At 76.6% G+C, this 17118-nt stretch carries 1 protein-coding gene and 1 pseudogene (1 of these 2 running past the window's edge); both read left to right on the forward strand.

The window, feature by feature from the left end; genetic code table 11:
* Nucleotides 1-5353, forward strand: the 3' end of a protein-coding gene (locus FXF68_RS01395) for a type I polyketide synthase (protein ID WP_148756987.1). The gene continues 6107 nt to the left of window position 1, outside the view; the window shows 5353 of its 11460 coding nt (coding positions 6108-11460); its start codon lies beyond the left edge, outside the window; it ends in the stop codon at nucleotides 5351-5353.
* 27 nt (nucleotides 5354-5380) lie between these two features.
* Nucleotides 5381-17089 (forward strand): annotated as a pseudogene (locus FXF68_RS01400) (SDR family NAD(P)-dependent oxidoreductase); the annotation flags it as partial.
* Nucleotides 17090-17118: the final 29 nt, after the last annotated feature.

Genomic DNA, 17118 nt, shown 5'->3' on the forward strand with positions numbered 1-17118 from the left:
CGGCCACCAACGCGACCCCGACAAGCCCCTCTGGCTCGGCTCCATCAAATCCAACCTCGGCCACACCCAAGCCGCCGCAGGCGTCGCCGGAATCATCAAAACCATCCTCGCCATCCAGCACCGGACACTCCCGGCAACCCTCCACGTCGACACTCCCTCATCCCACGTCCCCTGGGACGACTCCGGAATCCAGCTCCTCGCCGAAGCCCAACCTTGGCCCGACACCGGTCGCCCGCGCCGCGCCGCCGTCTCCTCCTTCGGCATCTCCGGCACCAACGCCCACATCGTCATCGAACAAGCACCCGAGACGGCGGAGAGTGTCGCCGCCACCGGGTCGGGGCCGGTGGCCTGGCCGTTGTCCGCCAAGAGCGGCGCCGCGCTGCGCGCCGCAGCGGGACGCCTGCGCGACCTGCCGACGGCCGGGCCTGAGGCGTACGCGGTCGGACACTCCCTGGCCACCACCCGCGCCGCGTTCGAGCACCGCGCGGTCGCCCTGGCGGAGGACGGCGACGGCCTGCGACGGGCCCTGCAAGCGCTGGAGGCGGGCGAGACCGCGCCCGGCCTGGTCGAGGGCACGGCCACCGACGTCGGAAGGGTCGCGTTCGTGTTCCCCGGCCAGGGCTCCCAATGGGAGGGCATGGCGGTCGACCTGCTCGACACCCACGAGGTGTTCCGCGAGCGGCTGCTGGCCTGCGCCGACGCGCTGGCACCGCACACCGGCTGGTCGCTGGTCGACGTGCTGCGCGGAACGCCGGGCGCCCCGCCGCTGGACCGGGTCGACGTGGTGCAGCCCGCGCTGTTCGCGGTGATGGTCGCGCTGGCGGAGTCCTGGCGGGCCGCGGGGGTTCGGCCGTCGGCGGTCGTCGGGCATTCGCAGGGCGAGATCGCGGCGGCGTGCGTGGCCGGGGCCCTGTCCCTGGAGGACGCGGCCCGGGTGGTCGCCGTGCGCAGCGGGCTGCTGACCCGGCTGGCGGGCGGGGGCGGGATGGCCTCGGTCGCGCTGCCCGCCGGGACGGTCCGCGAGCGGGTCGCGGGCACCGGCGTGGGCGTCGCCGCCGTCAACGGGCCCGCCGCCACGGTCGTGTCCGGCGACCCCGCGACGCTCGCCGAGCTGCTGGACCGGTGGGCGGAGGAGGGCGTGCGGGTCCGCCGGATCGCGGTGGACTACGCCTCGCACTCCGCCCAGGTCGAGACCGTCCGCGACGAGCTGATCGCCGCGCTCGGGGACATCGCGCCCCGCCCGGCGGAGACGCTGTTCCTGTCGACGGTGACGGGCGAGGCGCTGGACGGCACGGAGCTGGACGCCGGGTACTGGTACCGGAACCTGCGCGAGACCGTCGAGCTGGACCGGGCCGTCCGGGCGCTGCTGGCCGAGGGGCACGGGCTGTTCGTCGAGACCGCCCCGCACCCGGTGCTCGGCGCGGCCGTCCAGGACACCGTCGAGGACGCGGGCGCGGCGGCGGCCACGGTCGGGTCGCTGCGCCGCGACGAGGGCGGGCGGCTGCGGTTCGCGCTCTCGGTCGCCGAGGCGTGGACGCGCGGCGCGTCCGTCGACTGGCCCGCGCTGCTCGGCACCCGCGACACGGCGACGGTCGCGCTGCCGACCTACCCGTTCCAGCGCCGGCGCCACTGGATCGACGCCGGCGGCGCGGGCGACCTCACCGCCGCGGGCCTCGACCCGGCGGAGCACGAACTGCTCGGCGCGGCCGTCCCGGCGGCCGACGGCGCGAGCACGATCCTCACCGGACGCCTGTCAGTGGCGGGTCACGCCTGGCTGGCCGACCACGCCGTCGGCGGAACGGTGCTGCTGCCCGGCACGGCGCTGCTGGAGCTGGCCCTGCACGCGGCCGACCGGACCGACCGCGGGGAGGTGGAGGAGCTGACGGTCGAGGCTCCGCTGCCGCTGCCCGCCGAGGGCGCCGTCCAGGTCCAGGTGGTTGTGGGCGCGGTCGACGGGGCCGGACGGCGGCCGGTCGCGGTGCACGCCCGTCCGGCCGACGGCGCGTCCGAGTGGACACGGCACGCCTCCGGAACCCTCGCCCCGGGCGCGCCGGACGTTCCGGAACCCGGCCCGGCGGCGTGGCCGCCGCCCGGCGCCGTTCCCGTCCCGGTCGCCGACGCCTACGACCGGCTCGCCGCCGCCGGATACGGCTACGGCCCCGCCTTCCAGGGGCTCGCCGCGGCGTGGCGGGACGGCGACGACCTCTACGCCGAGGCCGTCCTCCCCGAGGAGCCGCGGGAGCGGGCGGCGGGGTTCGGCCTGCACCCGGCCCTGCTCGACGCCGCCCTCCACGCGCTGCCGCTGGACGCGCTCGACCGGGACGACGCGGAGCCGGTCCGGCTGCCGTTCTCCTGGACGGGCGTGCGGCTCCACGCGGTCGGCGCGACCGCTGTCCGGGTGCGGTTCACCCGCTCCGGCGACGCGGTCGCGCTGGCGGTGTTCGATCCGGCCGGAGGGCCCGTCCTCACCGTCGACTCGCTGGCCACCCGCCCGCTCCCGGCCGGAGGGCCGGTGCCCGCGCCGTCCGGCGCGGCACCGCTCCTCCAGCTGGAGTGGCGGCCCGTCACCACGGCTCCGGCCGACGAACCGCCGTCATGGACGCGGCTCACCGCGGACGAAGACCTCTCCGCCGCGCTCGCGGACGGTCCGCCCGACCTCGTGCTCGCGGACCTCCCGTCCGGGGACGCCCCGGACGCCGTGCGCGCGGCCGTGCACCGCGCGCTGGCCCTCGTCCAGGAGTGGACGGCCGAACCGCGTACCGCGAAGTCCAAGCTGGTGCTGGTCACGCACGGCGCGACCGGCGACCGGGACCCCGACCCGGCGGGCGCGGCCGTATGGGGCCTGGTGCGCTCGGCGCAGACGGAGAACCCGGGCCGCTTCGCACTGCTGGACCTGTCCCCCGGAGAGCCGGACCCCGCCGACGAGGTCCTGGTCGCGGCGCTGTCTCGCGGCGAGGACCAGATCGCCCTGGACGGGGAGGTCCCGACCGCCCCTGCGCTGGCCCGCGTAAGCCCCGGCGACCGGCTCGTCCCGCCCGCCGGGACGGCGGCCTGGCGGCTGGGCGTCACCGCCGCGGGCACCCTGGAGAACCTGGCGCTGCTGCCCTGCCCGGAGGTGCTGGAGCCGCTGGAGGCGGGGCAGGTCCGGGTGGGGGTGCGCGCGGCGGGCCTCAACTTCCGGGACGCGCTGATCGCGCTGGGCCTCTACCCCCTGGAAGCCGAGATCGGCGGGGAGGCGGCCGGGATCGTCCTGGAGGTGGGCCCCGGCGTGACGCGGGTCGCGCCCGGGGACCCGGTCATGGGCCTGTTCCCCGGCGGCGCCGGGCCGCTGGCCGTCACCGACCAGCGGTACCTGGCACGAATCCCGGACGGCTGGACGTTCGCCGAGGCCGCGACGGTCTCCGTCGTCTACCTGACCGCCTTCTACGGCCTGGTCGACCTGGCCGGGATCAGGCGCGGCGAGCGGCTGCTCCTGCACGCCGCGACCGGCGGCGTCGGCATGGCGACGCTGCGGCTGGCCCGGCACTGGGGCGTGGAGGTGTACGCGACCGCCAGCCCCGGCAAATGGGACGTGCTGCGCTCCCTCGGGCCCGACGACCGGCACATCGCCTCGTCGCGGAGCCTGGACTTCGCCGCCGGGTTCCTGGAGGCGACCGGCGGTCAGGGCGTCGACGTCGTCCTGAACTCCCTCTCCGGGGAGTACGTGGACGCGTCGCTGCGGCTGCTGCCGCGCGGCGGCCGGTTCCTGGAGATGGGCAAGACCGACGTCCGGGACGCCGGCGCGATCGCCGCCGCGCACCCGGGGGTGGCCTACCGGGCGTTCGACCTGATGTCGGCCGGACCCGACCGGATCGCCGAGATGCTCGACGAGCTGCGCCCGCTCTTCGCCGACGGCACGCTCGCCCCCCTGCCGGTCGCCTCCTCCGAGGTCCAGCGGGCGCCCGAGGCGCTGCGGTTCCTCTCCCAGGCCCGGCACGTCGGCAAGCTCGCGCTGACCGTCTCCGGGCCGTCCGGCGCGGGGACCGTCCTCGTCACCGGCGGCACCGGCACCCTCGGCGGGATCGTCGCGCGGCACCTCGTCACCGCGCACGGCGTGCGGCGGCTGCTGCTCATCGGGCGGCGAGGCCGGGAGGCGCCGGGCGCGGCCGAGCTGTCCGCCGAACTGGAGGCGCTCGGCGCGCGGGTGACCATCGCGGCCTGCGACGCCGCCGACCGGGACGCCCTGGCGGCGCTGCTCGCCGAGCATCCGGTCGGCGCGGTCGTGCACGCCGCCGGAGTCCTCGACGACGGCCTGGTGGAGGCACTGACCCCCGACCGGGTGGACGCGGTGCTGCGTCCGAAGGTCGACGCGGCCTGGAACCTGCACGACCTCACCCGGGACAGGGACCTCACCGCGTTCGTCCTGTTCTCCTCGGCCGCGGGGACGCTCGGCGGCGCGGCGCAGGGCGGCTACGCCGCCGCCAACGCGGCGCTCGACGCCCTCGCCCGGACACGGCGCGCCCGGGGCCTGCCCGCCGTGTCGATCGCCTGGGGCCTGTGGGCCGAGGCCAGCGGCATGACCCGGCACCTGACCGGCGCCGACCACGCCCGGCTGGCCAGGACCGGCATGCTGCCGCTGCCGACCGAGGAGGCCCTGGCGCTGCTGGACGCGGCGCTCGCCGCCGAGCCCGCGGTGACCTTCCCGGTGAAGGTGGACGCGGCGGCGGTGCGGGACGCCGCCGCGGCCGGCACGCTGCCGCCGCTGCTGCGCGGGCTGGCCGACGGGCCTCCCCGCCGGGTCGCGGCGGCCGCCGCGACCGCCGCCGGTCCGGCGCTGGCCGAACGGCTCGCCGGGCTGACCCCGCCCGAGCGCGACCGGCTGCTCCTCGACCTGGTCAGGTCGAACGCCGCGACCGTGCTGGGGCTGGCCCCGGGCGACGTCGGCGCCGAACGTCCGTTCAAGGACCTCGGATTCGACTCGCTGGGCTCGGTGGAGCTGCGCAACCGGCTCAACGCCGCCTCCGGGCTGCGGCTGCCCGCCACGCTCGTGTTCGACCACCCGACCCCGGCCGCCGTCACCGCGTACCTGCGGGGCGAGCTCGGCGCCGACGAGGCCCCGGGTTCCGCCGCGCTGCTGGCCGAGCTGGACCGCATCGCCGCCGAGCTGGACCGGCTGCCGCCCGGCGACGACGCCGGTCCCGCGGTCACCCGGCGGCTGCAGTCCCTGCTGTGGAGCTGGACCGACCGGGCGGGCGGCCCCGGCGCGGACGCCCCGGACGCCGACGCCCTCGACGGCGGCGAGCCCGAGCCCGCCTCCGACGACGACCTGTTCTCGGCCCTCGACCGGCTCGGGGCCGTCTCGCTCGACGACTGACGCCACCAGAACCCACGGGAGCACCCGGTGAACGACGAGACCAGCAACGCGGCCGGCGAGACCGGCAACGCGGTCGGCAACGCGGACAAGCTGCGCGCCTATCTCCGGCGGGCGACCAACGACCTGAAGGCGGCGCACCGGCGGATCCGCGAGACCGAGGACAGGGACTCGGCGCCGATCGCGATCGTCGCGATGAGCTGCCGCTTCCCCGGCGACGTCACGACGCCGGAGGAGCTGTGGGACCTGGTCGCGCGGGGCGGCGACGCCATCGGCGCGTTCCCGTCCGGCCGGGGCTGGGACGCCGAGGACCTCTTCGACCCCGACCCCGACCGGCCCGGCCGCACCTACACCCGGCACGGCGGGTTCCTGTACGACGCCGCGGAGTTCGACGCCGGCCTCTTCGAGATCAGCCCGCGCGAGGCGCTGGCCGCCGACCCCCAGCAGCGGCTGCTGCTGGAGACCTCGTGGGAGGCGTTCGAGCGGGCGGGCCTCGACCGCGCCGCGCTGCGGGGCGGCCGGACGGGCGTGTTCACCGGCGTCATCTCGCAGAGCTACGCGCCGCGCCGGGACGAGGTCCCCGACGACGTCGGCGGCTACCTGCTGACCGGGAACACCACGAGCGTCGCGTCCGGCCGCATCGCCTACACCTTCGGGCTGGAGGGCCCGGCCATCACCGTGGACACGGCGTGCTCGTCCTCGCTGGTCGCGATCCACCTGGCCGTGCGGGCCCTGCGGCGCGGGGAGTGCGACCTGGCGCTCGCCGGGGGCGCGACCGTGATGGCCGCGCCGGACGTCTTCGTGGAGTTCAGCCGCCAGCGCGGCCTCTCCCCGGACGGGCGGTGCCGCGCGTTCTCCGACGCGGCCGACGGCACCGGGTTCGCCGAGGGCGTCGGGCTGCTCGTGCTGGAGCGGCTGGGCGTCGCGGAGCGCGCGGGCCACCCGGTGCTGGCGGTGATCCGGGGCTCGGCGGTCAACCAGGACGGCGCGAGCAACGGACTGACCGCGCCCAACGGCCCGTCGCAGGAGCGGGTGATCCGGGAGGCGCTCGCCGACGCCCGGGTGTCCCCCGCCGGGATCGACGCCGTGGAGGGCCACGGGACCGGGACCACCCTCGGCGACCCGATCGAGATCCGGGCCCTGATGTCGGCCTACGGCGCCGAGCGCCCGGCCGACCGGCCGCTGTGGCTCGGCTCGGTGAAGTCCAACATCGGGCACGCGCAGGCCGCCGCCGGGGTCGCCGGCGTGATCAAGATGGTCATGGCGATGCGCGACCGGACGCTCCCGCGCACGCTGCACGCGGACCGTCCCACCCGGCACGTCGACTGGGCGGACGGGCCCGTGTCCCTGCTCAGCGAGGCGCGGCCCTGGCCGCGGGGCGACCGGCCGCGCCGGGCCGCGGTGTCCTCGTTCGGGGTGAGCGGCACCAACGCGCACATCATCCTTGAGGAGGCCGGGGAGCCCGCGCCCGCCGACGGGCCCGCACCCGCCGGAACAGGGTCGGCGGCCGTCGCCTGGCCGGTGTCGGGACGGGGCGAGGCCGCGCTGCGAGCCCACGCGGGACGCCTGCGGGACCGGATCGAGGCCGATCCCGGCCTGGCCCCGTCCGACATCGCCTACACCCTCGCCCGCCGGACTCCGCTGGACGACCGGGCGGTGGTCGTGGGCGAGGACCGCGACGAGCTGTTGCGGGGCCTGTCCGCGCTGGCAGCCGGGGAGCCCGCTCCGAACCTGATCCAAGGCACCGCCGACACCGACCACGACAACGGCAGCGGTGGGACGGTCTTCGTGTTCCCCGGCCAAGGCTCGCAATGGCCCGGGATGGGTCTGGGGCTGCTGGAATCCTCCCCGGCGTTCGCCCGGCACCTGAACGACTGCGCCGAGGCGTTGGAACCGCACACCGGGTGGAACCTCATCGACGTCCTGCGCCAGACACCCGGCGCACCGACCCTCGATCGTGTCGACGTCGTCCAACCCGCCCTGTTCGCCGTCATGGTCTCCTTGGCCCACCTCTGGCGCTCGTTGGGCATCGAGCCCGACGCCGTCATCGGCCACTCCCAAGGTGAGATCGCCGCCGCCTACACCGCAGGCGCCCTCACCCTTTCCGACGCCGCACGCATCGTCGCCCTGCGCAGCCACGCCCTCCTGGACATCACCGGGCACGGCGGCATGGTCTCGCTCGCCCTCCCCGAGGACCAGGCCGCCCAACTCCTCGCCTCCTACGGCGACCGGCTCACCGTCGCCGCGACCAACGGACCTAGCAGCACCGTCATCTCCGGCGACGCATCCGCCCTCGACGACCTCCTGACCGTCTGCGAGACCCGTGGCATCCGTGCCCGCCGCATCCCGGTGGACTACGCCTCGCACTCACAGCACGTCGACGCCCTGACCGACCACCTTCGTCAAATCCTGGACGGCATCACTCCCCAGCCACCGCGGATCCCCCTCTACTCCACCCTCAGCACCACACCCCACACCGACTTCGACACCGACTACTGGATCCAGAACCTGCGCCAACCCGTCCAGTTCAGGCAGACCGTCCACACGCTCCTTGAACACGGGCACCACGCCTTCGTCGAGTGCAGTCCTCACCCCGTGCTGACCGCGCCCATCGCGGAGACCGCTGAGACCACCGGCCAGCGCATCACCGCCACCGGCACCCTCCGCCGCGACGACGACACCTGGACGCGCGTCCTCGCCTCCCTCGCCCACCTCCACACCCACGGCACCGCCCTCGACTGGACGGGACTGCCGGGAGCCGACCGGGGGCGGCTCGTCGGCCTGCCGACCTACCCGTTCCAGCGCCGGACCTATTGGCTCACCCCCTCGGCCGGAGGCGGCGACGTCACGACGGCGGGGCTGACGGACGTGGGCCATCCGCTGCTCGGCGCCGCCGTCGAGCTGGCGGACGACGGCGACCTGGTGCTCACCGGCCGGATCTCCACGCGCACCCACCCATGGCTGGCCGACCACACCGTCGGCGGGCGGATCCTGCTCCCCGGCACCGCGTTCGTCGAGCTGGCGCTGCACGCGGCCGACCTCGCCGGATGCGACGAGGTCGAGGAGCTGACGCTGCACGCGCCCCTCGTGCTGCCCGAGAACGGCACGGCGCGGCTCCAGATCGTCGTCACGGCGGAGGGCGAGCAGGGGCGGCGCGAGGTGCGGGTGCACTCCGGCCGCGTCGACGGGTCCGGGAACGGGCCCTGGGTCCACCACGCCTCCGGCACGCTGCTGCGCGCGGCCGCCGGGGAGCCGGAGGAGGGCCCGGCCGCCTGGCCGCCGCACGGCGCGGAGCCCGTGGACGTGCGGGACCTGTACCCGCTGCTGGCCGAGCGCGGCCTCGGCTACGGCCCCGCCTTCCAGGGCGTCACGGCGGCCTGGCGGGACGGCGAGACGCTGTACGCCACCGCGACGCTCCCCGAGGACCGGCGATCGGACGGCTTCGGCATCCACCCCGCCCTCCTCGACGCCGCGCTGCACCCGCTCGCCGCGCAGGACGGCACGGACCGGATCACGCTGCCGTTCTCCTGGACGGGAGTCCGCCTGCACGCCGCGCAGGCGTCGGCGGTGCGCGTCCGGCTCGCCCCGGTGGGCGCGGACGCGGTGTCGGTCACCGTCGCCGACCCCACTGGGGCGCCGGTGTTCACCGCCCGGTCCCTCGTCGTCCGGGGAGTCGAGGCGGACCGGCTCGGCGCGGCGTCCGCCGCGTCCGATCCGCTGCTGCGCCTGGCGTGGAGGCCGCTGCCGCCGTCCGCACCACCGGAACCGTCCGCGCCACCGGAACCGTCCGTGCCGCGCACCGTGGTCCTGGGCGAGGACGTCTTCGGCTTCGGACTCCCCGTCGTCGCGGACCTCGACGCGGCCTCCGACGCCGACCTGGTGTTGGCGCCGGTCCCGCCGGGGCAGGACGTCCGCACCGCGACGGGCGCCGTCCTGCGCCTGCTGCAGGACTGGCCGACCGGCGACCCGCAGGCGCGCCTGGCGGTCGTCACGCGCGGCGCGGTCCGCGCGGACGGCGCCGAGCGGGGCGGGGACCCGGCCGCCGCCGCGGTCTGGGGCCTGGTGCGCAGCGCCCAGTCGGAGGCGCCCGGCCGGTTCACGCTGCTCGACCTGGACGACGAGGCCCCGGCGCCCGAGACGCTCGGCGCGCTGCCCGCGGACGAACCGCAGGTGGCCCTCCGGCAGGGGCGGGCTTACGTGCCGCGCCTCGTCCGGGCCGGGAGCGGCGACCGCCTGGAGCCGCCGGCGGACGAGCCCTGGCGGCTCACGGTCACCGAGCCCGGCACCGTCGAGAACCTGGCCCCGCGCCCCGCACTGGAGACGGCGCGGCCCCTGGCGGAGGGCGAGGTCCGGGTGGGCGTGCGCGCCGCGGGCGTCAACTTCCGGGACGTCCTCATCGCGCTCGGCGTGTATCCGGGCGAGGCGCGGATCGGCAGCGAGATCGCCGGAGTCGTGCTGGAGACCGGACCCGGCGTCGACGGCCTGCGGCCCGGCGACCGGGTCATGGGCATGGCGGACGGCGGCACGGGCCCGGTGGCCGTCACCGACCGGCGCCTGCTCGCCCCCGTCCCGGACGGCTGGACGTTCGCGCAGGCCGCCACGGTGCCGGTCGCGTTCCTCACCGCCTACCGCGGGCTGTTCGACCTGGCCGGGCTGCGCGCGGGCGAGTCGGTGCTGGTGCACGCGGCGGCGGGCGGCGTCGGGATGGCCGCCGTCCAGCTCGCCCGGCACCGGGGCGCCGAGGTCTTCGCGACGGCGAGCCCCGCCAAGCACGCCGTGCTGCGCGACCAAGGGGTGGAGCGGATCGCCTCGTCCCGGACGACGGAGTTCGCCGACCTGTTCCTGGAGGCGACCGGCGGGCGCGGCGTGGACGTCGTCCTCAACTCCCTGACCGGCGAGTACGTCGACGCCTCGCTGCGGCTGCTGCCGTCCGGCGGCCGGTTCGTCGAGATCGGCAAGGCGGACGTGCGCGACCCGGCCGAGGTCGGCGGCGTCGACTACCGGGCGTTCGACCTGATCGACGCGGGCCCCGACCGGATCGCCGAGATCCTGGCCGAGCTGGCGCCGCTCTTCGCCGCCGGGACGCTGCGGCCCCTGCCGCTCACCGCGTGGGACGTCCGCGCGGCCCGGGAGGCGTTCCGGCACGTCGCGCAGGCCCGGCACATCGGCAAGGTCGTGCTGACCGTGCCCGCGCCGCTCGACCCCGCCGGAACCGTCCTGATCACCGGCGGCACCGGCACGCTCGGCGCGCTCACCGCGCGCCACCTGGTCACCCGGCACGGGGTGCGCCGGCTGGTGCTCGCCGGACGCTCCGGGCAGTCCGCGAACGGGGCGGCGGAGCTGGCCGCCGCGTTGCGGGACCTCGGCGCCGAGGTGGAGATCGCCGCCTGCGACGTCGCCGACCGGGACGCGCTCGCCGCGCTGCTGGCCGCGATCCCCGCCGAGCGCCCCCTCACGGCCGTGGTGCACGCCGCCGGGACCCTCGCCGACGGGACGATCGGCTCGCTCACACCGGACCGGCTGGACGCGGTGCTGCGTCCCAAGGCCGACGCCGCCGCCCACCTGCACGAGCTGACCCGCGGCCTCGACCTTTCGGCGTTCGTGCTCTACTCCTCGGTCGCCGCCGTGCTGGGCAACCCGGGCCAGGGCAACTACGCCGCGGCCAACGCCTTCCTCGACCGGCTCGCCGAGGCCCGCCGCGGCGAGGGGCTGGCGGCGACCTCGATCGGCTGGGGCCTGTGGGAGGAGACCAGCGGCCTCACCGGGAGCCTCGACGCGGACGGCCTCGCCCGCCTCCGGCGCGGCGGGCTGCTGCCGCTGCCCGCCGAGGACGCCCTGGCGCTCCTCGACGCGGCGCTCGCGGACGGCTCGGCCGCGCTGACGGCCGTCAGGTTCGACTCCTCCCGGCTGCGCGGCCGGGCCCCCGCGCCGGTGCTGCGCGAGCTGGCGGGCAGGCCCGCCCGGCGGAGCGCGGCGGGAGAGGGCGGCGCCGGGTCGCTGCGCGAGCGCCTGGCGGCGGTGCCCGAGGCCGACCGGCGGGAGATCGTGCTCGACCTCGTCCGCCGGGAGGCGGCGGCCGTGCTCGGACACACCGGCACCGACGCGATCTCCGCGAGCCGGCCGTTCAAGGAGACCGGATTCGACTCGCTCACCGCCGTGGAGTTGCGCAACCGGCTGAGCGCCGCGACCGGGCTGCGTTTGCCCGCCACGCTGGTCTTCGACCACCCGAACCCGGCCGCGCTCGCCGCCCACGTGCTGGCCGAGGCCGCCGGGGGCTCCGTCGCCGCGTCCGCGCCCGTCCCGGCGCGGACCGCCGCCGCCGCCGACGACGAGCCGATCGCGATCATCGGGATGGCCTGCCGGTATCCCGGCGGCGTCACCGGCCCGGACGACCTGTGGGAGGTCCTGGCCGCGGGCCGCCACACCATCACCGACTTCCCCGGCGACCGCGGCTGGGACCTCGACCGGTTCTTCGACCCCGACCCGGAGCGGCACGGCACCAGCTACACCCGCAAGGGCGGATTCCTGGACGGCGCCGACCGGTTCGACGCGGCGTTCTTCAACATCTCCCCCCGGGAGGCCACCGCCATCGACCCGCAGCAGCGGCTCCTGCTGGAGGTCGCCTGGGAGGCGATCGAGAACGCCCGCATCGACCCGTCCAGCCTCGGCGGCACCGCCACCGGCGTGTTCACCGGCGTCATCGCCCAGCAGTACGCGCCGCGCCGGCACTCCGGCTTCGAGGACCTGGAGGGCTACTTCGTCACCGGGAACACGGGCAGCGTGGCGTCCGGCCGCATCGCCTACACGCTCGGGCTGGAGGGGCCCGCGGTCACCGTCGACACGGCGTGCTCGTCCTCGCTGGTGGCGATGCACCTCGCCGCCCGCGCGCTGCGGGCCGGGGAATGCGCGCTGGCGCTGGCGGGCGGCGCGACCGTGATGGCCACTCCGTCGATCTTCGTGGAGTTCAGCCGCCAGCGCGGCCTCGCCGCCGACGGGCACTGCAAGCCGTTCGCGGCGGCGGCCGACGGCACCGCCTTCGCCGAGGGCGCGGGCCTGGTCCTGCTGGAGCGGCTGTCCGACGCCCGGCGGCTCGGCCACCCGGTGCTGGCGGTGCTCCGGGCCTCCGCGATCAACCAGGACGGCGCGAGCAACGGGCTCACCGCGCCCAACGGACCGTCCCAGGAGCGGCTGATCCACCGCGCGCTGGCCGACGCCGGTCTCGGCGCCGCCGACGTCGACGCCGTCGAGGCGCACGGCACCGGCACCACTCTCGGCGACCCGATCGAAGCCCAAGCCCTCCTCAACACCTACGGACGCGAACGCGACCCCGACCGGCCCCTCTGGCTCGGCTCGATCAAATCCAACATCGGGCACACGCAGGCCGCCGCGGGCGTCGCCGGTGTGATCAAGATGGCGCTCGCGCTCCGGCACGAGACCCTTCCGGCCACGTTGAACATCGACGAGCCCAGCCCGCACGTGGACTGGACGGCGGGCGCGGTGTCCCCGCTCACCGAGCCGCGGCCCTGGCCGCGCGGCGACCGGCCGCGCCGGGGCGCGGTGTCCTCGTTCGGGATCAGCGGGACCAACTGCCACGTCATCATCGAGGAGCCGCCTCCGACGGCGCCGGACGAGGCGCCAGAGCCCACTCCGGGATCGATGCTGCCGATCTCGGGCCGGACCGAGGAGGCGCTGCGCGTCCAGGCCGTGCGCCTGCGCGGCCATCTGGCCCGGCACCCGGAGCTGGATCTCGCCGCCGTGAGCCGGACGCTCGCGACCGGACGCGCCCACTTCCCCCACCGGGCGGTCGTGGTGGGCGAGGACCGTGAGGAGGTCCTGCGCGGGCTGTCGGCGCTGGCCGCCGGGGAGCCCGCTCCGAACCTGATCCAGGGCACCGCCGACACCGACCGCGACAACGGCAGCGGCGGGACGGTCTTCGTGTTCCCCGGCCAGGGCTCGCAATGGCCCGGGATGGGGCTGCGGCTACTCGACACTTCTCCGGTGTTCGCCCAGCACATGCGGGCCTGCGCGGAAGCCTTGCGTCCGCACGTCGACTGGGACCTCATCGACGTCCTGCGCCAGGCCCCCGGCGCACCCACTCTCGACCGCGTCGACGTCGTCCAGCCCGCGCTGTTCGCCGTCATGGTGTCGCTGGCCCACCTGTGGCGATCCCTGGGCATCGAGCCCGACGCCGTCATCGGCCACTCCCAGGGCGAGATCGCCGCCGCCTACACCGCGGGCGCCCTCAGCCTTCCTGACGCCGCACGCATCGTGGCGCTCCGCTCGCGAGCCCTCCTGGACATCACCGGGCACGGCGGCATGGCGTCCGTCAGCCTGCCCGCCGACCAGGTCGCCCACCTCCTGGCCCCGTACGACGACCGGCTCACCATCGCGGCGGTCAACGGGCCCACCACCACCGTCGTCTCCGGCGACGCATCCGCCCTCGACGACCTCCTCGCCACCTGCGAGACCCAGGACGTTCGCGCCCGCCGCATCCCCGTCGACTACGCCTCGCACTCGCCACATGTCGACGCCCTGACCGACCACCTCCGCCACATCCTTGACGGCATTACTCCCCAACCACCGCAGATCCCCTTCCACTCCACCCTCACCACCACCCGGCAAACCCACCTCGACACCGACTACTGGATCAGCAACCTCCGCCAACCCGTCCAGTTCAGGCAGACGATCGACACCCTCCTTGAACAGGGACACCACACCTTCATCGAATGCAGTCCCCATCCGACGCTCGCCACCCCGATCACCGAGACCGCTGAGACCACCGGCCAGCGCATCACCGCCACCGGCACCCTCCGCCGCGACGACGACACCTGGACGCGCGTCCTCACCTCCCTCGCCCATCTCCACACCCACGGCACCGCCCTCGACTGGCAGCGCATCGCGCCGTCCGCGCGGACCACCGACCTCCCCACCTACCCGTTCGAGCGGACGCGGTACTGGCTCGACTCACGGGAACCCGGCGACGCCGCGGGCCTGGGGCTGGAGGTCGCCGGGCACCCGCTCCTCGGCGCCGCCACCGAACTGCCCGAGGACAAGGGCGTGCTGCTCACCGGAACACTCTCGACGGCCACCCATCCGTGGCTGGCCGACCACGCCGTCGACGGGACGGTCCTGCTGCCCGGCGCCGCGCTGGTCGAGCTGGCGCTGGAGGCCGGGCGTCGCTCGGGGCACGACGCGATCGCCGAGCTGACCTTGGAGGCGCCGTTGCCGCTGCCCGATCAGGGCGCCGTCCAGATCCAGGTGAACGTCGGCGAACCCGGCGAGTTGGGCCGCCCGGTGTCCGTCCACTCGCGCCTGTCGGACGGGGTCACCTGGACGCGGCACGCCACCGGCACCCTCACCGACGACGCCCCGGCGGAGGACGCCGCGACCGACGCCCCGTGGCCGCCGGAAGGGGCCGTCCCCATCGAGTTGGACGACCTGTATCCCCGGCTGGCCGATCGCGGTTACGAGTACGGCCCCCGGTTCCAGGGGCTCAAGGCCGCCTGGCGGCGCGGCGAGGAGGTGTTCGCCGAGGTCGCGGTCCCCGAGCCGTCGCCCGGCGGGTTCGGCGTGGACCCCGCGCTGCTGGACGCCGCCCTGCAACCGCTGGCCCTGGCGGCGCTGGAGGACGGCGGCGACGACGGCTCGGTCCGCCTCCCCTTCGTCTGGAGCGGAGTGCGCCGGCACGCCGAGGCGCCGGCGACCGCCCGGGTACGGCTCACGCCCACGGGCGAGGACACCGTGGCGGTGCGCGTCGCGGACACGTCGGGCCGCCCGGTCCTGTCCGTCGCGGCGCTGACGATCCGCGCGGTGTCCCGCGAACGGACCATGACCGGCTCCGGCGACACCCTGTACCGCGTCGAATGGCGCCGGGCCTCCGGGAGCGGGTCGCCGCCGTCCGGCGAGACGGTCCTGCTCGGCGGCGGGACGGGCGCCCGCGACGGCCTCACCGTCCACGACGACCTGTCCGGGCTGCGGACGGCCCTGGACGAGGGCGTGCCCGCTCCGGCGGTCGCGCTGTTCACGGTGTCGTCCCGCCCGGGCGAGGACCCGGCGTCCGCCGCGCGGCGGACGTCCACCGAGACGCTGGCCCTGCTCCAGGACTGGCTCGCCGACGAGCGGCTGTCCGGGACGCGCCTGGTCGCCGTGACCCGCGGCGCCACGGCCGCGCTGCCCGGCGAGACCGTCGCCGACCCGGCCGCCGCCGCGGTGTGGGGCCTGCTGCGGACCGCGCAGAACGAGCACCCCGGCCGGTTCGGGCTGCTCGACGTGGACGACGCCGACCCCGCGCGCTGGCCGGTGCCGCGCACCGCCGACGAGCCCCAGCTCGCCCTTCGCGACGGGACGGGGTACGTGCCCCGGCTCGCGCCGCTCACCGCGCCCGCCGCGCCGGATACGGCCGCCGACCCCGACGGCACGGTCCTTATCACCGGGGGCACCGGCGCCCTCGGCGCGCTGCTGGCCCGCCACCTGGTCGTCAGCCACGGCGTGCGCAGGCTCCTGCTGGTCAGCCGCCGCGGCCCGGACGCGCCCGGCGCCGCCGACCTGGCCCGCGAGCTGACCGAACTCGGCGCGAAACCGCGGATCGCCGCGTGCGACGTCGGCGACCGCGACGCCCTGACCGGACTGCTGGCGTCGATCCCGCCCGCGCATCCGCTCCGCTCGGTCGTGCACACCGCGGGCGCGCTGGACGACGGCGTCCTCACCGGGCAGGCGCCGGACCGGATCGCCGCCGTCCTGCGGCCGAAGGCCGACGCCGCCTGGCACCTGCACGAGCTGACCCGCGACGCGGACCTGGCGTCGTTCGTGCTGTTCTCCTCCGCCGCCGGGGTCCTCGGCAACCCGGGCCAGGGCGGCTACGCGGCCGCCAACGCCTGCCTCGACGCCCTCGCCCAGCACCGGGCGGCGCTCGGGCTGCCCGCCACGTCGATCGCGTGGGGCCTGTGGGCCGGGTCCGAGGGAGCCGAGGGCATGGCCGGCGGGCTCGACGCGGCCGACCGGCGGCGGCTCCGCCGGCACGGGCTGCTGCCGCTCCCGGTCAAGCGGGGCCTCGCGCTCTACGACGCCGCGCTGGCGGCCGGGCGGCCGGACGTGGCGGCCGTCCGGCTGGACCTGGTGGCGCTGCGCGGCGGGACGGGCGACCCGCCCGCGATGCTGAGCGGCCTGGTGCGCAGAACGGCCCGCGCCGTCCAGGATCCGGCGGGCGCGCCGCGGCTCGCCGGACGGCTGGCGGGGCGTTCCGCGCCGGAGCGGCGGGAGCTGCTGCTCGACGTGGTGCGCGAGCACGTGGGAGCCGTCCTCGGCCGGTCCGACACCGGGGCGATCGACGCCGACGGCGCCTTCAAGGAGCTCGGGTTCGACTCGCTCACCGCCGTGGAGCTGCGCAACTCGCTCGCCGCCGCGACCGGCCTGCGGCTGCCGGCCATGTTGGTGTTCGACCACCCGAACCCGGGCGCCCTCGCCGAGTACCTGGCCGGGGAGCTGGCGCCCGCACCCGAGGAGGGCCTCCCGGCCGTCCTGGCCGAGCTGGACCGGCTGGAGGCGACGCTGGCCGCGTCGGCCGTCGTCGACGACGCGCGGCCGGAGATCACCACCCGGCTGCGCGGGCTGCTCGCCCGCTGGACGGGCGGCGACTCCCCCGGCGGCAGACCCGCCGACGTCGGCGGGCGGCTGCGGGAGGCCAGCGCGGCCGAGGTTCTGGACTTCATCGACAAGGAGCTCGGGCGCGCCCTGAGCTGAACGCCCAGAGGACGGGGCTGGAAGAGAAG

It is taken from the genome of Actinomadura decatromicini, from assembly GCF_008121305.1.
GTDB classification, from domain to species: domain Bacteria; phylum Actinomycetota; class Actinomycetes; order Streptosporangiales; family Streptosporangiaceae; genus Spirillospora; species Spirillospora syzygii.